At 70.9% G+C, this 20,171-nt stretch carries 19 protein-coding genes and 1 pseudogene; 12 read left to right on the forward strand and 8 right to left on the reverse strand.

Translation table 11 applies throughout. From position 1 onward, the window contains the following. The first annotated feature begins 27 nt into the window (after positions 1-27). The 6 genes from ACSQ14_RS18835 (at position 28) to ACSQ14_RS18860 (ending at position 6,114) form a co-directional block, all read left to right on the forward strand. On the forward strand, positions 28-969 hold the full coding sequence (locus ACSQ14_RS18835) for an SDR family NAD(P)-dependent oxidoreductase (RefSeq protein WP_436015765.1): 942 nt from the start codon (positions 28-30) through the stop codon (positions 967-969). Continuing rightward, a complete protein-coding gene (locus ACSQ14_RS18840; RefSeq protein ID WP_436015767.1) occupies positions 966-2,138 on the forward strand; it encodes a CaiB/BaiF CoA transferase family protein in 1,173 nt (390 codons plus the stop codon). Before ACSQ14_RS18835 ends, ACSQ14_RS18840 begins: the two co-directional genes overlap by 4 nt. Continuing rightward, a complete protein-coding gene (locus tag ACSQ14_RS18845) occupies positions 2,135-3,244 on the forward strand; it encodes an acyl-CoA dehydrogenase family protein (protein ID WP_436015769.1) in 1,110 nt (369 codons plus the stop codon). The genes ACSQ14_RS18840 and ACSQ14_RS18845 overlap by 4 nt, the downstream gene beginning before the upstream one ends. A gap of 12 nt (positions 3,245-3,256) precedes the next feature. After that, complete coding sequence (locus ACSQ14_RS18850) at positions 3,257-4,522, forward strand: acyl-CoA dehydrogenase family protein (protein WP_436015771.1); 1,266 nt, start codon at positions 3,257-3,259, stop codon at positions 4,520-4,522. A 49-nt stretch (positions 4,523-4,571) separates the two neighbouring features. After that, the gene (locus ACSQ14_RS18855) at positions 4,572-5,408 is read left to right on the forward strand and encodes an SDR family oxidoreductase (protein ID WP_436015773.1); all 837 of its coding nucleotides are present in this window, start codon (positions 4,572-4,574) and stop codon (positions 5,406-5,408) included. Positions 5,409-5,622: 214 nt separating this feature from the next. Beyond that, positions 5,623-6,114, forward strand: a complete 492-nt coding sequence (locus ACSQ14_RS18860) for a GNAT family N-acetyltransferase (RefSeq protein ID WP_436015775.1) — start codon at positions 5,623-5,625, stop codon at positions 6,112-6,114. Here ACSQ14_RS18860 and hisC read toward each other — a convergent pair. Further along, a complete protein-coding gene (hisC, locus tag ACSQ14_RS18865) occupies positions 6,111-7,184 on the reverse strand; it encodes a histidinol-phosphate transaminase (RefSeq protein WP_436015776.1) in 1,074 nt (357 codons plus the stop codon). The genes ACSQ14_RS18860 and hisC overlap by 4 nt on opposite strands. Before the next feature lie 123 nt (positions 7,185-7,307). Here hisC and ACSQ14_RS18870 point away from each other — a divergent pair, with 123 nt between their 5' ends. Then, on the forward strand, positions 7,308-8,570 hold the full coding sequence (locus ACSQ14_RS18870) for a DUF6880 family protein (RefSeq protein WP_436015777.1): 1,263 nt from the start codon (positions 7,308-7,310) through the stop codon (positions 8,568-8,570). A gap of 20 nt (positions 8,571-8,590) precedes the next feature. Here the strand turns inward: ACSQ14_RS18870 and ACSQ14_RS18875 are convergent, their stop codons facing one another. From ACSQ14_RS18875 to ACSQ14_RS18890, 4 genes are all read right to left on the reverse strand, one after another. Then, positions 8,591-9,301: a hypothetical protein gene (locus tag ACSQ14_RS18875; protein ID WP_436015778.1), complete on the reverse strand. Its 711-nt coding sequence runs from the start codon at positions 9,299-9,301 to the stop codon at positions 8,591-8,593. Between the two features lie 163 nt (positions 9,302-9,464). Further along, entirely contained in the window at positions 9,465-9,857 is a 393-nt protein-coding gene (locus ACSQ14_RS18880) for a lipocalin-like domain-containing protein (RefSeq protein ID WP_436015779.1), read from the reverse strand. 2 nt (positions 9,858-9,859) lie between these two features. Then, positions 9,860-10,948, reverse strand: coding sequence for a phosphotransferase family protein (locus ACSQ14_RS18885; protein WP_436015780.1), 1,089 nt, complete (start codon positions 10,946-10,948; stop codon positions 9,860-9,862). Further along, a complete protein-coding gene (locus ACSQ14_RS18890) occupies positions 10,945-12,036 on the reverse strand; it encodes a TIGR03857 family LLM class F420-dependent oxidoreductase (RefSeq protein WP_436015781.1) in 1,092 nt (363 codons plus the stop codon). Before ACSQ14_RS18890 ends, ACSQ14_RS18885 begins: the two co-directional genes overlap by 4 nt. A 113-nt stretch (positions 12,037-12,149) precedes the next feature. Between ACSQ14_RS18890 and ACSQ14_RS18895 the strand changes: the two genes are divergently transcribed. Then, positions 12,150-12,956, forward strand: coding sequence for a CmcJ/NvfI family oxidoreductase (locus ACSQ14_RS18895; RefSeq protein ID WP_436015782.1), 807 nt, complete (start codon positions 12,150-12,152; stop codon positions 12,954-12,956). 25 nt (positions 12,957-12,981) lie between these two features. On the opposite strand, the gene ACSQ14_RS18900 is transcribed toward ACSQ14_RS18895, so the two are convergent. Further along, positions 12,982-13,986 (reverse strand): zinc-dependent alcohol dehydrogenase family protein, encoded by a 1,005-nt coding sequence (locus tag ACSQ14_RS18900; RefSeq protein ID WP_436015783.1) that lies wholly within the window; start codon positions 13,984-13,986, stop codon positions 12,982-12,984. A gap of 142 nt (positions 13,987-14,128) precedes the next feature. Between ACSQ14_RS18900 and ACSQ14_RS18905 the strand changes: the two genes are divergently transcribed. The 3 genes from ACSQ14_RS18905 (at position 14,129) to ACSQ14_RS18915 (ending at position 18,593) form a co-directional block, all read left to right on the forward strand. Further along, the gene (locus tag ACSQ14_RS18905; protein ID WP_436015784.1) at positions 14,129-15,139 is read left to right on the forward strand and encodes a zinc-dependent alcohol dehydrogenase; all 1,011 of its coding nucleotides are present in this window, start codon (positions 14,129-14,131) and stop codon (positions 15,137-15,139) included. Between the two features lie 11 nt (positions 15,140-15,150). After that, positions 15,151-15,939 carry an SDR family NAD(P)-dependent oxidoreductase gene (locus ACSQ14_RS18910; RefSeq protein WP_436015785.1) on the forward strand — a complete coding sequence of 263 codons (789 nt, stop codon included), beginning with the start codon at positions 15,151-15,153 and terminating at the stop codon, positions 15,937-15,939. A gap of 188 nt (positions 15,940-16,127) precedes the next feature. Further along, a complete protein-coding gene (locus ACSQ14_RS18915; protein ID WP_436015786.1) occupies positions 16,128-18,593 on the forward strand; it encodes a TonB-dependent receptor in 2,466 nt (821 codons plus the stop codon). Positions 18,594-18,689: 96 nt separating this feature from the next. Here the strand turns inward: ACSQ14_RS18915 and ACSQ14_RS18920 are convergent. Further along, positions 18,690-18,977, reverse strand: a pseudogene (locus ACSQ14_RS18920) (LysR substrate-binding domain-containing protein); the annotation flags it as partial. 85 nt (positions 18,978-19,062) lie between these two features. Here ACSQ14_RS18920 and ACSQ14_RS18925 point away from each other — a divergent pair. After that, positions 19,063-19,191, forward strand: coding sequence for a hypothetical protein (locus ACSQ14_RS18925; protein ID WP_436015787.1), 129 nt, complete (start codon positions 19,063-19,065; stop codon positions 19,189-19,191). A gap of 47 nt (positions 19,192-19,238) precedes the next feature. On the opposite strand, the gene ACSQ14_RS18930 is transcribed toward ACSQ14_RS18925, so the two are convergent. Continuing rightward, a complete protein-coding gene (locus ACSQ14_RS18930) occupies positions 19,239-20,171 on the reverse strand; it encodes an aldo/keto reductase (RefSeq protein WP_436015788.1) in 933 nt (310 codons plus the stop codon).

The raw sequence follows: 20,171 nt of genomic DNA on the forward strand, positions 1-20,171 counted from the left end.
CGCGCAGGCGCGCCCAGGAGGAAACACATGTCCCAGTCAGATCAGCCCGTCGCGATCGTCACCGGCGCCGGCCGCGGCCTCGGGCGCGAGCACGCCCTGGCGCTGGCGCGGGCCGGCTACGCCGTGGTGGTCAATGACCTTGGCGGCGCAGGCGACGGTCGCGGCGCCGACGCCACCCCGGCGGCGCAGGTGGTGGCGGAGATCGAGGCCTGGGGCGGTCGCGCGGTCGCCGACGGCTCGGACGTCGCCAACTGGCAGGCCGCCGGCCAGCTGATCGACAAGGCGGTCGCCACCTTCGGCCGGCTCGACGCCCTGGTGAACAACGCCGGCTGTCTGCGGGACCGCACGGTCGCCAACTTCACCGAAGAGGACTGGGACCTGGTCGTCGGCGTGAACCTGAAGGGGACCGCCGCGCCGCTGCACCACGCCGCCCGCTACTGGCGGGACCTCAGCAAGCAAACCGGCATGCCGGTGCAAGCGGCGGTGGTCAACACCACCTCGGCCTCGGGGCTCTACGCCAACGCCGGCCAGGGCAACTACGCCGCGGCCAAGGCCGGCGTCGCCGCCCTGACGGTCGTCGCCGCGCGCGAGCTCGCCCGCTACGGGGTGCGGGTCAACGCCATCGCCCCGGTCGCCGCCACCCGCCTGACCGACTCGGTGATGAGCGACGCGGCGAAGGAGCGGTTCGATCCGACCCGGGTGTCGCCGCTGGTGGTCTATCTGGTCGGTCCGCAGGCTAGCGCGGTCACCGGGCGCATTTTCGAACTGGGCGGCGACGCCCTGGTCGCGGTCGACCCGGCCCGGCCGGTCGCCGGCCTCCGCGCCGAGGGCGGCGTCTGGACGCCTGAGCACGTCGCCCGCGTCGCGCCCGGCCTGATCGAGCAGCTGCCGCCCGAGATGACGATCATCGACGCCGGCAGGTTCATGCAGACCCTGCCGGTCTCCTCCGGGGCTGCGGAACGCGCGTGACCGGTCCCCTGCAGGGGCTGCGCATCGTCGAGCTGGCCGGCATCGGCCCCGGCCCGTTCGCCGGCATGATGCTGGCCGATCACGGCGCGGAGGTGATCCGGGTCGAGCGCCCGGGTCCGCCCGCCAGCTTCGCGCAGGACGTGCTGCACCGCTCGCGGCGATCGATCGTCGTCGACCTGAAGCGGCCCGAGGGCGTCGAGGTGGTGGCCGCCCTGAGCCGCGAGGCCGACGGCTTCATCGAGGGCCTGCGCCCCGGGGTCGCCGAACGACTCGGCCTCGGCCCCGACGTGCTGCTGAAGGCGAACCCGCGCCTGGTCTATGGCCGCGTCACCGGCTGGGGCCAGGACGGGCCGCTCGCCCAGGCCGCCGGCCACGACCTGAACTACATCGCGCTCAGCGGCGCGCTCTACGCCCTGGGCAAGGCCGGCGAGAAGCCGCCCGTGCCGCTCAACCTGATCGGCGATTTCGGCGGCGGCGGCATGCTGCTGGCCTTCGGCATGCTGAGCGCGATCCTGGCCGCCCGGTCGAGCGGCCGCGGCCAGGTCGTCGACGCCGCCATGACCGAGGGCGCGGCGCTCCTGATGAGCATGTTCTTCAACAACGGCGAGCTGGCCGGGGCGCAGGCCCCGCGGGGCGGCAACGTGCTGGGCGGCGCCGCGCCCTTCTACGACACCTACGAAACCGCCGACGCAGGCTTCGTCGCGGTCGCGGCGATCGAGCCGCAGTTCTACGCCGAGCTGCTGCGGCTGACCGGCCTGGCCGACGATCCCGACTTTCAGGACCAGACCGACCGCGACGCCTGGCCGGCCGCCAAGGCCAAGCTCACGGCGGTCTTCAGGACCCGGACGCGGGCGCAGTGGTGCGCGCTGCTGGAGGGCGGCGACGCCTGTTTCGCCCCGGTGCTGTCGATCCAGGAGGCCCCGACGCATCCGCACAATCGCGCGCGCGGAACCTTCATCGAGGCCTTCGGCCTGGTCCAGCCGGCGCCGGCGCCACGATACTCCGAGTCCACGCCCCGCCCGCCGACCCTCTCCGCCCCGGGGGCCGACACTGACGCCGTGCTGCGCGACGCCGGCTATGCACCCGCGCGGATCGCGGCGCTGCGGCGCGCCGGCGTCGTCGACGGCCGGCCGCCGGCGGCCAACCAGAACCACAGGGAGCCGCGATGAACTTCGACTTCTCGCCGGAGCAGATCCAGCTGCGGAACGAGGCCCGCCGGTTCCTCGCGGCCCGCTGTCCGCCGGCCGCGGTCCGCGCCGTCCTGGAGGGCCCGGCCCCCTACGACCAGGCGCTGTGGGCCGGGGTCGCCGAGATGGGCTTCCTCGGCGTCCGCATCCCGGAAGAGCATGGCGGCCTGGGGCTGGGGTTTTTGGAGCTGTGCGTGATCGCCGAAGAGCTCGGCCGGGCGCTGGCGCCGCTGCCCGTCTCCTCGTCGGTCTATATGGCGACGGAATTCCTGCTGGCGGCCGGCGATCCCGCGCAGCAGGCGCGCTGGCTGCCGCGCCTCGCCGGGGGCGAAGCAATCGGCACCTTCGCCTTCGCCGAGACCGCCGGCCGGGTCGCGCCGGAGACGATCACGACCGCGGCGCGCGGCGGCGGCCTCTGGGGCGCCAAGCTGCCGGTTCCCGACGGCGACGTCGCCGACTTCGCCGTGGTCGCCGCGCAAGGCGACGAGGGGCTGTCGCTGTTCCTGGTCGACCTCGCCCAGTCCGAGGTCACGCGCACGCCGGTCGCGACGCTGGACCCCACCCGCAGCCACGCGCGCCTCGACTTCGCCGGCGCCGCCGCCGAACCGCTCGGCCGCCCCGGCCAAGGCTGGGCCCTAACCCAGCAGGTGTTCGACGCCGCCGCCGTGCTGACCGCCTTCGAGCAGGTCGGCGGGGCGGACAAGGCGCTGGAGATGGCCCGCGACTACGCGCTGGAGCGGATGGCGTTCGGCCGGCAGATCGGCTCCTTCCAAGCGATCAAGCACATGCTGGCGGACATGTATGTCGTCGCCACCCTGGCGCGCTCCAACGCCTACTACGGCGCCTGGGCGCTCGCCCGCGGCGCAGCCGAACTGCCGGCCGCGGCGGCCACGGCGCGGGTCTCGGCCTCCCAGGCCTTCCAGCACTGCGCGAAGAACAACATCCAGGTCCACGGCGGCATGGGCTTCACCTGGGCCTTCGACTGCCACCTCTACTACCGCCGCTCCAACCTCCTGGCCCTCAGCCTGGGGAGCCTCTCGGAGTGGGAGGACAAGCTGATCGACCGCCTCCGCGCCCAAGCTGCCTGAGGGAGCCGACCTATGGACTTCGAAGACAGCCCCGACGAAGCCGCTTTCCGCGCCCAGGTCCGCGGCTGGCTGGACGCCAATGCGCCGAAGCACCTCGAGCCCGAGCTGCGCCGCGGCTTAGGCTCCGGCCTGCTGGCGATCGAGAGCGAGGATCCGACCGCCGCCTGCCGGGCCTGGCAGCGGACCAAGGCCGCCGCCGGCTACGCCTGCCCCTCCTGGCCGAAGGCCTACGGCGGCGGCGGATTCTCGCCGATCGAACGGGTGATCTGGCAGCAGGAGGAAGGCGCTTACGGCCAGCTCAGCCTGCTGTTCTCCATCGGCCACGGCATGTGCGGCCCGACCTTGATGGCCTGGGCCGGCGAGGAGGCGAAGCGCGCGCGCCTGCCGCCGATGATCACCGGCGCGGAGATCTGGTGCCAGCTGTTCTCCGAGCCGGCCGCGGGCTCCGACCTGGCCGGCCTGCGCACCCGCGCCGAGCCGGCGGACGACGGCTCCGGCGACTGGATCGTCAACGGCCAGAAGATCTGGACCAGCCACGCCAATATCGCCGACTGGGGGCTGCTGATCGCCCGCACCGATCCGACCGTGCCGAAGCACAAGGGGCTGACCGGCTTCTTCCTCGACATGAAGAGCCCCGGCGTCGAGATCCGGCCGATCAAGCAGGCCAACGGCCACGCCACGTTCAACGAGGTCTATTTCACCGACGTCCGCATTCCCGACGCCCAGCGGCTCGGCGCGGTCGGCCAGGGCTGGGAGGTCTCGCTGACCACCCTGATGAACGAGCGCGCGGCGATCGGCGGCTCGATCTCCACCGGATTCGAAGAGGCCTTCGAGCTGGCCTGCCGGCTCGAGACCCCGGACGGGCTGGCGATCGAGGACCGCGCGGTGCGCTCGAAGCTCGCCGCCTGGGCGGTCCGCGCCAGCGGCCTGAAGTACGCCAGCCTGCGGACGATTTCGGCGCTCTCGCGCGGCGAGACGCCGGGGCCGGAGAACTCGATCGGCAAGCTGGTCGCCGCCTCGATGAAGCAGGACATCGCCATGTTCGCCCTCGACCTGCAGGCGCAGGCGGGGATCCTCGCCGACCCGGCGCTGGCGGCGCGCAACGCCTTCTTCCAGGGCGTGCTGCTGCGCGCGCCGGCCTCGCGCATCGAAGGCGGCTCCGACGAGATCCTGCGCAACATCATCGCCGAGCGGGTGCTCGGCCTGCCCGGCGACATCCGCGTCGATAAGGCCGTGCCGTTCAACCAGATCCCCACCAGCGGCCGGCGCCAGCCGTGACCCGCGGCGGCCGGATCCCGACATCACAGAACTGAATTCGGAGGCGGCCTTGGCCAATCACGTCGAAGGAAAATCGATCATCGTCACCGGCGCCGGCAACGGCTTCGGCCGGCTGGCCTCGGAACGGCTCGCCGCGCTGGGCGGGCGGCTGGTCTGCGCCGACATCAAGCTCGAGGCCGCCGAACAGGTCGCCGCGGGCATCCGCGCGGCCGGCGGCGTGGCCATCGCCGTCAAGGTCGACGTCTCGGACATCGCCGAGATGCGGGCCCTGGCGGCAGCGGCGCTCGAGGCGCACGGCGCCATCGACGTGATGGTCAACAACGCCGGCGTCATGCCGCTGGCCTTCATCGCCGAGCATGCGGCGGCGCTCGACGCCTGGAGCCGCTGCATCGACATCAACTTCAAGGGGATGATGAACGGCGTCGCCGCGGTCTACGACCAGATGATGGCCCAGGGCCACGGCCACGTGGTCAACCTGTCATCGATCTACGGCAACAGCCCTGCGGCCGGCGCGGCGGTCTACGGCGCGACCAAGGCGGCGGTCGACTACTTCTCCCACGCGCTGCGCCAGGAAGCGCGCGGCAAGATCAAGGTCACCGTGGTCAAGCCGACCGGGGTGATCGCCACCGGGCTGGCGGCCACGGTGGTAAATCCGGCCGCCGGCGGCGGCATCCTCGGCCAGAACGTCGCCGCCTTCTACGAGGCCTATGGGCGGATCAAGGCCGGCGACGCGCCGCGCGAGTGGGTCGACCAGGAGAGCATCGAATACGCCTCGCTGGCGCCGGAGCACCTGGCCGACGCCATCGTCCACGTGATCGACCAGCCGTGGGGCGTGTCGATCAGCGACATCACCGTGCGGGCCTCGGGCGACCACTACATCTTCTAGGGCGAGAGCCGGGCGGGAACTATCCCGCCGCCTTCGGAGGACCGGGAGGGCGGCGGCGGGATAGCCCGATTTGCCAATCGCGCCGGAGCACTTCCTGGCGCACGTCAACCTGGCGTCGCCGCGCTTAAGGCCGAGCTACGCAGAATGGGAATCACGCCGCTAACCGTGTTGGGCTAGAGCTAGCGCGGTCGGACCCATGATCCGGAGCTGTGCGATGTCGGCCTGGAGACCCGCCCGCCCTGCCGACGCCGGCGAGATCGGCCGCCTCTCGCGCGCCCTGCTCAGCGCCTTCCCCGAGCGCGACGCGGTGTTCGAAGAGCGGATCCGGCTGTGCCCGGAGGGTTGCCATGTGCTGGCCGAGGGCGCGGACGTGCTCGGCTACCTGGTGAGCCATCCGTGGCGGCGCTTCGATCCGCCGAAGCTCGACGCCTTGCTGGGCGCCCTGCCCGCCGACCCGGACTGCTGGCTCGTCCACGACGTGGCGGTCGACCCGCGCGCCCGGGGCGGCGGCGCGGCGCTGAAGATCCTTGACCAGGTCGCCGATCTCGCCCGGGATCGCGGGTTCCGCGTCCTCGCCCTGGTGGCGCTGGGTCAGGCTCTGGCCTACTGGCGACGGCAGGGCTTTACGCCGGGCGGCGGCGCTCAACTCGCCGCCAAGCTCGGCGCCTACGGCGATGGCGCGGCCTATATGGAACGCCCGCTCTAGCCGGGCGCTCGCGTCGCCAGGATCTCCGCCAAAGCCTCTGTCAGACGGTCGAGCTCCGGTTGCGAGCCGATGGTGATCCGGAGGAACTCCGACACCCGTGGAGCGGAGAAATGCCGCACAAGCACCGCGCGCTCGCGCAGCGCCGCCGACAGCGCCTGACCGGCATGGTCCGGGTGGCGGGCGAAGACGAAGTTGGCGCTGGACGGCAGCACCTCGAAGCCCAGCCGGATCAAGCTCGCGGTCAGCCGCTCCCGGTTGTCGATGATGGTCGCGCGGGTCTGCTGGAAATAGGCCTCATCCTGGATGGCGGCGATGGCGCCGGCCTGGGCCGGCCGGCCAAGCGGATAGGAGTTGAAGCTGTCCTTCACCCGCGTCAGGCCTTCGATCAGGCCTTGGTCGCCGATCGCGTAGCCGACCCGCAGACCGGCGAGCGCGCGCGACTTCGACAAGGTCTGCACGACCAGCAGGTTCGGATGGTCGTGGATCAGCGGGATGGCGGTCTCCGCGCCGAAGTCGACATAGGCCTCGTCGATCACCACCGGCGCGTCGGCCCGCTCGCTGACCAGCCGCTCGATCTCGGCGCGCGACAGGGCGATCCCGGTCGGCGCGTTCGGGTTGGCGATGATGATGGCCCCGCCCCGGCCGAGATAGTCGGCGGGGCGAACCCGCATCTCGGCGTCGAGCGGCACCGTCTCATGCGCGATGCCCAGCAGCCGGCAGTAGACCGGATAGAAGCTGTAGGTGACGTCCGGAAACAGCAGCGGCCTGGGTTGCTTCAGCAGCCCCGCGAAGGCGTGGGCCAGCACCTCGTCGGAGCCGTTGCCGACGAACACCTGCTCGGGCGCGACCCGGTGATAGTCGGCCAGCACCTCGCGCAGGCGCGTCGACTGCGGGTCCGGGTAGAGGCGCAGCGTGTCCGCGGCCGCGGCTTGCACGGCTTCCAGCGCCCGCGGGGACGGGCCGAACGGGCTTTCGTTGGTGTTCAGCTTCACCAGGCTCGGGATCTGCGGCTGTTCGCCGGGCACATAGGGCGACAGACCTCGGGCCAGCTCCGACCAATAGCGGCTCACGCAAAATCCTCACTCGTCGCCCACGTCGGCGGAAGCGATGCGGGTTCGCACTCCCGCGGTCAAGCTCGCGGGCCGACAGTCGGTGGCGGCGGCAGACCGACTGCGCCATGCTATGCGCAGCCTATGAAACGACCCACTGTCGCCAGCCTGAAGAAGGTGACGGCCGAGAACCTCGCGGCTCTCGGCGCAGATCGCCTCGCCGAGATCCTCGTCTCGGTCGCCGAAAGCCGACCGGACGTGAAGCGGCGCCTGCGCATGGAGCTGGCCGCCGAGCAGGGTGCCGAGCATCTCTCGACGGAGATCGACAAACGGCTGGCGACGTTGGAGGCCAGCCGCGGAAAGATCTCCTGGCGGCTCCGCCCTAACTTCATCCGCGACCTCGACACGCTGCGGGGGCTGATCTCCGACCGCCTGGCGGAGCTCGATCGTCCGGGGGCGCTCAGCCGGCTCTGGGCCTTCCTCAGCGCCTCGCGGCGGGTGAATGCGCGCATGCGTGACCGCGACGGCGAACTCAACCGCGTCTTCGCCCGGGCCGCCGCCGATATCGGCGGCTTGATCAGCGACCAGCATCCTGATGAGGCCGCCTCGACCCTGGTGGACGCGCTCGCGCAGAACCCCGCGGCGTGGGCGGCGTGGCTGCCGGGCCTGCTCGACCAGGCCCCGGCCGAGCTGGCGAAGACGGCGCTTCACGAAATCAGCCATCGCCCCGGCGCGACCCTGACCTGGCTGCCGCTCATCCGGCTGCTGGCGGACGTGGCCGGCGACGTCGACGCCTTCCGGGCCAGCTTCACGGACGAAGCGCTGACGACGCCGTCGGTGGCCGCCGAGGTCGCCCAGCGGCTGATGGCGGCCGAACGTCTGGACGAGGCGGGAGCCATCCTCGAACGGGCGGCCGACAAGCTTCGAAAGCGCCACGTTGCCTCGGACACCTTCGATCCCGACTATGCGTGGGAGACCGCCTGGATCGACTATCTGGACCGCGCCGGCCAGGCGCCGGCGGCGCAGACGGCGCGATGGGCGTCGTTCGAGCGCACCGTCGCGGTCGAGCGCGCCAAGGCCTTCACCAGCCGGCTGGATGACTTCGACGACGTCGAAGCCGAGCACCGCGCGTTCGCCTACGCCGCGACGCACCCGGATTTCCGCGCGGGTTTGAGCTTCCTGATGGAATGGCCGGCGCTGGTGGAGGCCGCCCAGATGATCCGGGACCGCGCCGCCGACATCGAGTTCAGCGACGAGCAGGTCGAGCTCTGGGCGGCCAAGCTGCGGATCCGACAACCCGCCGCGGCGCATCAGCTTCTGCGGAAAGCCGCCGAGGCGGCGTTCCGACGCCGGGACTTCAAGACAAGCCAACGGCTGACCGACGAGGCCGACACCATCCCGCTTTAGCTAAAGCCGCCTGCGGCTGGTCAGCCGAGCGGGTTCGGCGGCAGCGACTGCAGGAAGGAGTCGTCCCAGCCGTCGCGCAGGGCCGGCGCGGTGTTCATCCAGGAACGGATGGCCGGATCGGGCTTGTCGCCCCAGCTCGGGAAGTGCTTGCCGAAGCCGTCCCAGCCGCCCTCGACCGCCCAGTAGTGGATCACCTCGTCGTAGCGGAACACCGTGGTGAAGGAGCCCATCCACTTCTTGCCGGTGCGCTCCGACCACGGGACGTAGAGGTATTCCAGCTCCTCGACGTAAGCCGACTGGCGGTTCGGCTTGGTCTTCATGATCTCTTCGATCATGACGGTGGTCTGAAGGCCTGCGGCCCGGTGCTCCTCGACGGTCTTGATCCCCGGGTTGCCGTAGGTCAGCCGGCCCTCGCCCTTGGCGTCGAGCTCGCCGAGCAGGCCGTTCCACTGCTCGAAGCTCTTGCGGGCCTCCGGATCGCGATGGCGCGCCGTGCCGATCTGGGCGAGGTGCGGATAGCCGTCGATCTCCCAGATGGTGGTGATCTCCGGCCATTTGGCGTTGATCGGCGAGCTCTCCCACATGCCGTACAGGCGCGCGCCCTTCCGCTCCATGCTCGGCTGGTAGTGGCCGGAGAACTCCGCAACGTAGCGGTCGGTGCAGCCGGCCCGCAGGTGCGTCTTCTCGTGCAGGAAGAGCTTCCGGCTCTTGTGGCTGCTCGGCATCGACATGGCTGTTCCCTCTCCGCGAAACGCCGCGAGATGGGCGTCTGACAAGATTTGCAACGATGTCGGCGCATTGTAAAGCGGACGCTGGGCGCCGCCTGATCACCCCGGGCCGGACAGGGCGTAGGACGGATTTGGTCGGCGGTCAGTCCGCGGCTTGGCCCCAGCATCACCCGTCCGCGCGCCGCCAGTCCAGCTCGTGTCGCGCGGTCGGGTCGTCGCGCCCGGGCGCCGCCAGCCGTAGGACGCCGTCGACGAAGCTCGCTTGCCGGACCTGCGGCAGGTCCACCAGCGGCTTCTGGCTCGCCAGGTCGATCAGGTGGTGGATCTCGCCCGGGCGGGTTTCGAACCGGCCGCTGTAGGCGATGAATCCGTCGGCCACGCTGGCCTCGCCCCAGTCGGGCCGCATCAGGAAGACCGCCATCCGGCCGCCCGGTTCGTAGATCAGTCGGCCGCGGGCCGAGCGCGTGTAAGGGTAGGTCTCGCCGCCGTCGGGCCCGATCCGCCGCCAGCTGGCGAGGTCCCAGCAGCCGTGCAGGCTGGCGATGGCAATCGTCTCCATGGCTAGGCTCCCGCGCTGAACAGTTGCAGGACCTCGAGGTCCTTGATGGCGTGGATCGCCCGACGCGCCATGGACAGGAACATCCGATCAGCGCTTTCGCTCCGCTCGCCGGTGGCCAAGGCGCAGCCGATGACAGTGATGAACGGCGCCTGCAGCATGCCGCGGCGGTAGTCGTCCCGGCAGGCGTCGAGGCCGTAGTCGCGCACGCCGCTGGCGCGCAGCTGGTCGTGATAGGTCTGCACCAGCGCGGCCTCGCTGGCGCGGCGCTGCTCGGTGTCGAGCGCGGTGACGATGAAATAGGCGAGATCCCGCCCCGGCAGGCCGATGTCGAGGGTCTGCCAGTCGACGGCCATCACCGGCCCATCGGCCGCGGTCGGGAAGAGCAGGTTGTCCAGCCGGTAGTCGCCGTGCAGCAAGGAGCGCGGCCCCTGGGGGTCGAGCAGCCAGCGGGGCACCACCTCCGCCACCCGGCGCAGGACGTTGGTTTCGGCGGCGTCGAGCTGCTGTTCGAAGCGGGCGATGAACCGGTCGGTCGCCGTGGCGTGGATTTGCGCCAGCATCGCCGCCCGCGCCGCGTCCGTCGCCAGCCAGCTCGGGCCTTCGTCGAGGATGGCGCTGTTCCAGAACGGCGCATGCAACCCCACCAGATTACGCAGCGCTTCGGCGGCCTGGCCGCTGCTGCAGCCGCGTTCCTGCGCCCCCGGCGTGGCCGGACTGGCGTCTTCCAGCACCAGGGTGAACGCCTGTGCGTCGTCGGTCATCGCCGCGTGCCAGCAGCGCGGCGTGCGGATCCGCGCCGTGTCGGCGAGGGCCTGGTAGAAGTAGACCTCCGCCCGATAGCCCCGCCGCACCCGCGCCCGTTGCTCGAGCGTGCCGGCCGCGGTCTTCAGGATGACGGTCCTCGGTCCCGCGCCCTCGCCTTGCAGGTGAAAGCGATAGCAGGCGCCGGTCTGGCCCGTGCCGATCTGCTCGTAGGCCAGCGCGCTGACCGAGAGCGCCTCGCCCCCGCCGCGCAAGGCCGTCGTCATCCACGCAGGCGTGACCTCAGCCGGGTCTTCGACGACCGGCCGGAACTCTCCGGCGCCGCTCACGGGGCCCAGCCCGGATTGCTCGGCGCCGCCGATTGGCGGGCCATTTGCGCCGGGCGGATCTGGCGGTAGGCCTCGACCACCCGCGCCAACTCCTGCGGCGTCGCGCCGTGCATGATCACGCCGGAGACGCCGAAGTCGAACTCCCGGGCGATCGCCTGGGCGCACTGCTCAGGCGTGCCGGTCGCGCTGGCCCGCAGCCAGTCCTCCGGGATCAGCGTCGCCACGTGCTGCAGCTGCTCGACCGAGGCGTGGCCGTCGATGGCGCCGCGGAAGCTGCGGACGAACTCATCGGCCCGGAACCGCGCCAGCACCTCCGGCTCCCAGGCGTTAGCCTGGACCAGCAGGTCGCCGTAGCCGCGCAGATAGCTGCCCAGCCGCCCGACCAGCTTGCGCAGGCGAAGCTCCTCAGGAACCTCGTCCGGAACGACCGCGAGCACCGACCAGACCCTGACGCTGTCCGGATCGCGGCCGGCCTGTTCGGCCCCGCGCCGGACGGCCGCCACCGCGGCGCGCACCGCCGCCTCGGAGAAGAAGGTGTGGAGGATCACCCCGTCCATGACCCGGCCGGCGAACTCCAGCGTCCGCGGGCCCAGCGCCGCCAGCATGATCGGGATCTTCTCGTCGAATCCGGCGTCCTGGTGCAGCAGCGGGAACTTGCCGGCCGGGCCGTCGTGGCCCTCGATCCGCTCGCCGCGCCACAGCCGGCGCATCAGCCCGGCGAAGTCCTCGATCTGGGCGTTGGTGATCGGGGCGAGCCCCATGCCGCGGAACTGCGCGTCGAAGCCGCGGCCCAGCCCCAGCGCGAACCGGCCGCCGGTCAGCCGGTGCATGGTGGTGGCGACGGTGGCGGTGACCAGCGGATGGCGGGTGTTGTGGTTGGTGACGCCGGTGGCCACGCCGAGCCACTCGCTGACCGCGCCGACCGCGCCGCAGATCACCGCCGCGTCCTTGCTGTTGAAGCGTTCCGACAGGAAGGTCGCGCCGATCCCCAGCTGTTCGGCGGCGCGGGTGTCGGCGATCAGGTCGCGCGGCGTGTCGCTGTGCCCGGCCAGGGTGTAGTAGCCGAGCTCCTTCAGCTGGTCGTTCACGGTCAGGTCTCCGTTCGCACGTCGGGCGGCGAGGTTTACAAGCTCCCGCACACAATGAAATAGTTGGTGGGCATTGCGCAACAGCGCATCCGCGACGCGAGCAGGTGATTCAAATGCACGAGCAGGTCCGAGCCCCCGCAACGGTGAACGCCCCGCTGAACTTCGCCGCCGACCGCGGCAACGGCGGGATCTGGAGCAACTCCAACCGCGGGCTGATCACCCAGGCGCTGCAGGCGCACGAGGTCGAGATCCGCGACGCCCGCCGGCTTGCGACGCCGGCGACGCTTGAGCGCGAGGGCTTCACGGTCCAGCCCAGCCCGATCGCCGCTCCGGCCTGGACCGACGAGCAGTGGGTCACCGGGGTCTATGTGCCACTGTGCCTGGAACTGGTCCGCGACCTGACCGGCGCGGCGCTTACGCGGCCCTACTACAAGGGCGCGCTGATCCGCGACACGGGCGATGCCCGGCGAGCCCCGGCGGCGGAGTTCGTCCACCTCGACAACAGCCGCGAGTCCGCCCTGCCGTTCCTGCAGATGGCCGCGGATGCCGACGTCCGCGACAGGTATGATCGGATCATGGTGTTCAACATCTGGCGGCCGATCACCCCGCCGCCGCAGGACGTGCCGCTGGCGCTGTGCGACCAGCGCACCTGCGACGAGGCCGACGGGGTGTTCGGCCGCACCGTCGAGCCGAACTTTCCCGACGGCGTGCCCTACGTCACCTCGGTGTTCAACCCGGCTCAACGCTGGTGGTACTTCTCCGATGTGACGCCGAACGAGGCCGTCGTCTTCAAGGGCTGGGACAGCGACCCCCGGGTCTCGATGGGCTGCCTGCATGGCGCCTTCAAACAGCCCGCGCCGCCGCCGGGCGCGACGCCCCGGGCCAGCATCGAGACCCGGGTGTTCGCCTTCTTCGAATAAGGTGACGCCAGGGCGGCCCCCGCCCTCAGAACTCCAGGCAGATCTTGCCGAAGTGCTTCTGTGACTCCTGATGCCCGAAGGCGGCGGCGATCTCGTCCAGCGCAAAGCGGCTGTCGATCACCGGCCGAACGCCGCTGGCTTCGAGCGCGGCGACCATCGCCTCCTGCTCATGCCGCGAGCCGACGGTGAGGCCCTGCAGCCGCACGTTCTTCAGCGTCGCCAGCACCAGCGGGATCTCGCCCGACCAGCCGCCGAGCACGCCGATCATCGCGATCAGCCCGCCGATGCGCACCGCCTGCAGCCCCTGGCCGAGCGTGCCGGTCCCGCCGACGTCGACGATCGCGTCGACCCCGCGCCCGTCGGTCAGTTCGAGCGCGGCGCGCCCCCAGTCCGGGGTGCGGCGATAGTTGATCAGGTGATCGGCCCCCAGCGCGGCCAGCCGCTCGAGCTTCTCGTCCGAAGACGACGTGGCGATGACCCGCGCGCCGGCCATCTTGGCGAACTGCAGCGCGAAGACGGAGACCCCGCCGGTCCCCTGGGTCAGCACCACGTCGCCCGGCCGGATCCGGGCCTCGACCGTCAACGCCCGCCAGGCGGTGAGCGCCGCGCACGGCAGGGTCGCCGCCTCGGCGAAGCTCCAGCCGGCCGGAATCCGCGTCAGCGCCGAGGCGCAAACGGCGACCAGCTCGGCGGCGAAGCCGTCGCATTGCTCGCCGGGCACGCCGGCCAGCCCCTCGGCCGTGGGTCCGCCAGCCGCCCAGCGCGGATGGAACAGCGACATCACCCGGTCGTCCGGCCGCCACGCGGTGACGCCGTCGCCGACCGCCACGACCTCGCCGGCCCCATCGGACATCGGGATGCGGCCGTCAGGCGTCGGGATCTTGCCCATCACCACGGCGTAGTCGTGGTAGTTCAGCGAACTCGCGCGCACCCGGACCACCACCTCACCGGCGGCGGGCTGAGGGTCGGCGCGGGTCTCGATGGCGATTCGCCCGAGCCCGCCGGGAGCCTTCACTGCGGCGACTTTCATGTGGCTTCTCCAGCACATTCACGGCGGCTCGCCGCATAGATTGCACGTCGTGTATTGCATCTTGCCGCGGGTTGCGATGGGATCAAGCCCGCGAGGACATCGTCGGCGTCGACCGAGCACGAGCCCGCGGGGAGGAAGCCCAATGCAGGTCCCGTTCGTCTACGGCCCAGGCGATCTGCGGCTGTGCGACGTGGCGCCCCCGCGCCCGGGGCCCCGGGACGTGGTGCTGCGGGTCGCCGCGACCGGCATCTGCGGCAGCGATCTCGGCTATGTCGCGGCGGGCGGCGTCGCCGGACCGGCGGCCCAGCCCTTCCCGCTCGGGCACGAATTGGCCGGCACGGTGGTCGAGGCCGGCGCCGAGGTCTGCACCGTAGGCGTCGGCGACCGGGTGATCCTCAACCCGCTGGTCAATCTGGTCGGCAACGGCGGCCCGGAGGGCGGGTTTGGCGAGCTGCTGCTGGTGCGCGACGTCGCCGGCCAGCCCGGATCCCTGCTGCCGCTGCCGGTGGCGCTGTCGTTCGAGACCGGCGCCCTGGTCGAACCGCTCGCGGTCGGCCTGCACGCGGTCAAGCGGCTCGGGGCCACGCCCGGCGACAAGGTGGCGGTCTTCGGCGCCGGTCCGATCGGGCTGATGGCGCTGGTCGCCCTGCGCCACCGCGGCGTCGACGACGTCGTAGTGTTCGACCTCTCCGCCTTCCGCCGCGAACGCGCGCTGGCGCTCGGGGCCCGCGCCGCGCTCGATCCGCGGGAGCGCCCGCCCGCCGAGACGCTCAAGGCGCTGCACGGCGCGGTCCGCGTCTATTCGGCCGAAGCGCCGCAGACCAGCCACGTCCTCGAGGCTTCCGGCGCGCCGCTGATCCCGGAGATCGTCGCGTTCGCCCGCGCCGGCGCGGTGGTCTGCGTGGCCTCGGTGCAGAAGAAGGCGGTCCCGGTGGACTTCCAGCGGGTGCTGGCGAAGGAGCTCACCCTCACCGCGGCGATCGGCTACCCGACCGAACTGGCCGAGGCGCTGGAGCTGCTGGAGCACGGCGCGGTCGACCTTGGGCCCGTTGTCAGCCACCGCTTCGCGGGCCCCGACTTCCTGGCCGCTTTCGCGACCGCGCAGCAGCCCGACCACGCCGCCAAGGTGCTGGTCCAATACCAAGACGGATAACCGGAGGGACGATGGAATTTGCAGGCAAGCTGGCGCTGGTCACCGGCGCGGCGAGCGGCATCGGCTTGGCGGTGACGCGGCTGCTGGTCCGCGGCGGCGCGCGGGTGATGGCCGCCGACCTCGAGGCCGGTAAGCTCGCGACCCTGGCGGCGGAGCTGGGCCCGGCCGTGCAGACCTGCGTCGTCGACCTGGCCGACCCCGCCGCCGTCGAACCGGTGGTCCACGCCGCGATCGCGGCGCTGGGGGGGCTCGACATCCTGATCAACAACGCCGGGATCGGCTCGCTCGCCCGGGCGACTGAGCTCGACCCGGCCGAATGGCGCAAGGTGATGGCGATCGACCTCGACGCGGTGTTCCTCGCTTCGCGCGCGGCGCTGCCGACGCTGATCGAGCGGCGCGGCGCGATCGTCTGCACCGCCTCCATTTCCGGCATGGCCGGCGACTATCGGTTCACCGCCTACAACGCCGCCAAGGCCGGCCTGATCGGCCTGGTCCGCAACCTGGCGGTCGACTACGCCGCCGACGGCGTGCGGGTGAATGCGGTCAGCCCCGGCTACACCCGCACCCCGCTGACCGCGCCCTCGCGGCCCGAAGTGAAAGCCGCCTTCATCGACGCCGTGCCGATGCGCCGCGCCGCCGAGCCGGAAGAAATCGCCGAGGTCATTGCATTCCTGGCCAGCGACCGCGCCTCCTATCTGACGGGGCAGAACATCGCCGTGGACGGGGGCATGACCGCCCACACCGGCCAGCCCGACGTCTTCGCCCTGCGGGCCCGGCTCGGCGCGTCGGCATCGTCCTAGCGTTCAATCCGCTTCAGTAGCGTTCGGCGGACGCCCACAAGCTTGACTTGAAGCGCAACCAAGATAGCAATGGCACTATTGCATTACCGTCGCGGCCAGGGGGGATCTGGCGACCGCGGCGGCGCCGGATCAGGGTGGTACCGACCACGGCCTCGAGCGGCGTAATCAAAAAGGGTCGGGAGGGAATAATGAGAGATCTACACAAGGGGCGCGGCACGCGTCGGATCGCCCTGTTCGCTTGCAGCGCTATGGTCATGGCCGCGGCAGCCACCGGCGCCTGGGCCCAGGACGCGGGCGAACCCGCGGCGACGCTCGGCGAGATCGTCGTGACGGCGCAAAAGCGCGAGCAAAGCATCCAGGACGTGCCGATCTCGATCTCGGCCGTCGGCCAGGAGACGCTGCAGGCCAACCGCATCACCAACGTCGGCGAACTGGCGGCGATCTCGCCCGGCCTGACCGCGCGCCCGGCCGCCGGCGGCTCGAACATCCCGTCCTTCTCGATGCGCGGCGTGACCAGCTACGGCGTGGTCCCCGGCTCCGACAAGTCGGTCTCGCTGTACATCGACGGCGTCTACATCGGCAGCGCCACCGGCTCGATCTTCGACCTGCCGGACGTCGAGCGGATCGAAGTGCTGCGCGGCCCGCAAGGGACGCTGTTCGGCCGTAACGCCACGGCCGGCGCGATCAGCATCATCACCCGCAACCCGACCGGCGATTTCGGCGTGCGCCAGGAACTCACCTACGGCAACTACGATCAGTTCCGCACGCGGACGCGGATCGACACGCCGCAGTGGGGCCCGTTCAGCGGGTCGATCAACTACCTGTACGAAGAGCGCCGCGGCGAGACGAAGAACCTCGGCGCCGGCACAGTCTGGGACCGCGGGACCAACTCCTCGATCAGCCGTCAGGGCGTCCAGGTGTCGCCGAAGTGGCTAGGCAACAAGAGATTGGAGCAGTGGTTCGCGTCTGTCCGCTTCGACCCGACCGACAACTTCAGCACCATCTACAAGTTCGACCACTCGGTGAACCACGACACGCCGACCGCCCAGGCGCCGATCGCGATCGACGCGACCTATCCGCTGATCGGGCCGTTCCTGCAGGCGCTGACCACGAGCCAGCCGGGCGGCGTGGTGTTCGCCCCCGACGGCAAGCGTCCGAAGGAAGTGAACAACAGCTGGGCGACCCGCAGCTACCAGAAGGTGTTCGGCCACAACATCACCAGCACGGTGCGGGTGAACGACAACTGGTCGGTGAAGAACATCCTCGCCTACCGGGAATCGTTCAACTACGGCAACAGCCCGATCGACGGCATGAGCGGCCTGACGCTCACCGCCCAGGCCCTGCCGTCCTACGCGGCGTTCGCCACCCTCTCCAACCCGGCTGTGCAGGCGGGCCTGCGGGCGGGTGTGATCACGCAAGCCCAACTTCCGGCCCTGATCGGCCAGACCGCCCAGGCGCTCGCGCCGCTGGTCGGCCAGCCCTTCGCCGTCGTCGGCTCGCAGTCGCAGAGCGTCGCCAAACAGTGGAGCGACGAACTCCAGGTCAACTACGACTCCAAGTTCGTCACCCTGACGATGGGAGGAATGTACTTCCACCTGATGACCTCGGCCGGCGCGCCTCCGGGGCTGATCAGCACAGCGAACTTCACGCCGATCCCCGGCGGGATCATCCCGGCCGGCCGAGCGACCGCCTACAACTGGGCCGAATCGCTGGCCGGCTACGCCCAGGCGGAATTCCACGTCACTGAGCAGATCGACCTGGTCGCCGGCTACCGTCTCACCAAGGACAACAAGCGCGGCGACTACCTGAGCACGCTCAATGGGGTGCCGATCACGTCGAGCTTCACCTACAAGAAGACCAAGCCCGCCTACACCGCCGGCATCAACTACCGGCCGACCAGCGACATCCTGGTCTACGGCAAGTACGCCTCGGCTTTCGTGTCGGGCGGCTCCGTCGGCCCGGCCGCGTTCCAACCGGAAAGCGCCCATTCCTGGGAAGGCGGCGTGAAGGCGGACCTGCTGGACAACCGGCTACGGACCAACCTCGCCGTCTGGAAGGTCAAGTACTTCAACCTGCAGTCGGCGCAATCCGGCACCAACGCCGGCTTCCCGGCGTTCAGCACCGTGGTGATCGACAACGGCGACGCCAAGGCCCACGGCTTCGAATTTGAAGCCACCGCGCTGCCGATGGAGGGTCTGACCCTGAACCTCGGCGTCGGCTACACCGACGGCCACTTCCTCGGCCAGAACCCGGTCCTCGGCCCGGTGACCAACGACTTCACCCTGCAGCCGAAGTGGACCACCAACCTCGTGGCCCAGTACGAGACCGAGCCGCTGTTCGACGACGCCCGCCTCGTCCTGCGGACCGACGCCAACTGGCGCGCCAAGATGCGCACCTCGCCGTCCCTCACTCTGGCGCCGGTGTTCGACGCGGCTGAGTTCTCGCCGGCCGGCTGGATCTGGAACGCCCGAGTGGCGCTCACCAACATCAAGCTCGGCAATCGCAGCGACGTCGAAGTGGCCCTCTGGGGCCGCAACCTGACGGACAACAAGCGGACGACGTTCCCGCTGGGCTTCGCAAACCCGGCGTTCCTGTACTCCGCCACCTTCGAACGGGCGCGGACCTACGGGATCGACGTGAACTTCAACTACTAGGGCATGACGCGGGCGCGGGCCGGTCCCTCCGGCCCGCGTCTTCGCCGACCTGGCGCTACCGCCCTCCAGCCGACCTCGCTGCTGCGCGGCGGTCGATCAGGCGCGCGATTTCGCACTGACTTCACGAGCCAGACCGATGAAGGCCTTGAGAGCGGCCGAGGGGTTGCGCCTCCCAGGGTAATAGAGGCACAGCCCGGCAAGCGGCGGCGTCCAGTCCTCCAGCACGCGCACGAGACGCCGCGCCGCGATATCCTCCCGAACGTTGGCTTCGATGAAGAAGCCGAGCCCGACACCTCCCAGCACGGCGGTCCGCGCTACGCCCGCCTCATCCAAGGTGATCGGTCCGCCCACCTCGATCTGCGCCGTCTGGCCGTCTTTCTCGAACTGCCAGCGGTATAGGGCGCAGTCCTATGCGGGCCGACCGGCGATCGGCGCGTGGTGGCGTGAAGCCAAAACCAAGCCGCTGGGCATGACCCAGGAAGGCGATGTCACCAAGGTGCGCCCCAGGCTGACCGGCCAGTTCCCGGGCAGTCCTGCCCTCCTGACCTTCTCGTTCCGGCTCGAAGGCCAGCAGATCGTCGCCTTGGCGATCACGTGAACGCCTTTCTCAGGCTTACGGACAAACGCGCGCCTGCCAGACGCGCGTCATTCCGCGAGGGCTGAGACCTCGGCGACCTCCGCCGGCGTCAGCCGCCAGTCGGCGGCGGCGACGTTGGCGCGGACCTGCTCGGGCGACGTCGCCCCGGCGATCACCGACGGCACTTCGGCGTGGCCGAGCAGCCAGGCGAAGGCCAGCTCCAGCAGACTGTGGCCGCGGGCCTCGGCCCAGCCGGCGAGCCGCTCCACCGTGTCGAAGTTGGATTCGTTGAGCACGCGGTCGGCGCGCGGGCCCCAGCCGGCCAGCCGGGTCCCCTCGCCCGGCGCCTGGCCGCGGCGGTACTTGCCCGACAGCATCCCCGAGGCGAGCGGGAAATAGGGCAAGAAGCCGACGCCGAAGCGGGCGCAGGCCGGCAGCAGCTCCGGCTCGGCGCCGCGCACCAGCAGGGAGAACTCGTTCTGCACGGACACGAAGCCGGAGCAGCCTCCGACCTTCGCCGTCCAGGCGGCGTCGGCCAGCTGCCAGGCCGCGAAGTTGGAGCAGCCGACGTAGCGGACCTTACCGGCGGTCACCAGGTCGTCCAGCGCCCGCAGGGTCTCTTCGAGCGGCGTCGCCGGATCGAAGCGGTGGAGCTGGTAGAGATCGATGTAGTCGGTGCCGAGGCGCTTCAGGCTGTCTTCCACCGCCTGCAGGATCCACCGCCGCGAACCGCCCTGCTTCCAGCGGTCGCCCATCTGCAGACCGAACTTGGTGGCGATGATCGCCTCGCGCCGGCGGGCGCCGAGCGCCTGGCCGAGGAATTCCTCGGAGCGGGTCTCGCCGTAGACGTCGGCGGTGTCGAACAGGTTCACGCCGGCGTCCAGCGCGGCCTTCACCACCTGCTCGGTCCGGCCGGCGTCGAGCCGGCCGCCGAAGTTGTTGCAGCCGAGGCCGACCTCGCTGACCAGAAGTCCTGAACCGCCCAGCCGACGAAATCTCAT

This window comes from Phenylobacterium sp. LjRoot219 (assembly GCF_964252995.1).
Lineage (GTDB): Bacteria > Pseudomonadota > Alphaproteobacteria > Caulobacterales > Caulobacteraceae > Phenylobacterium.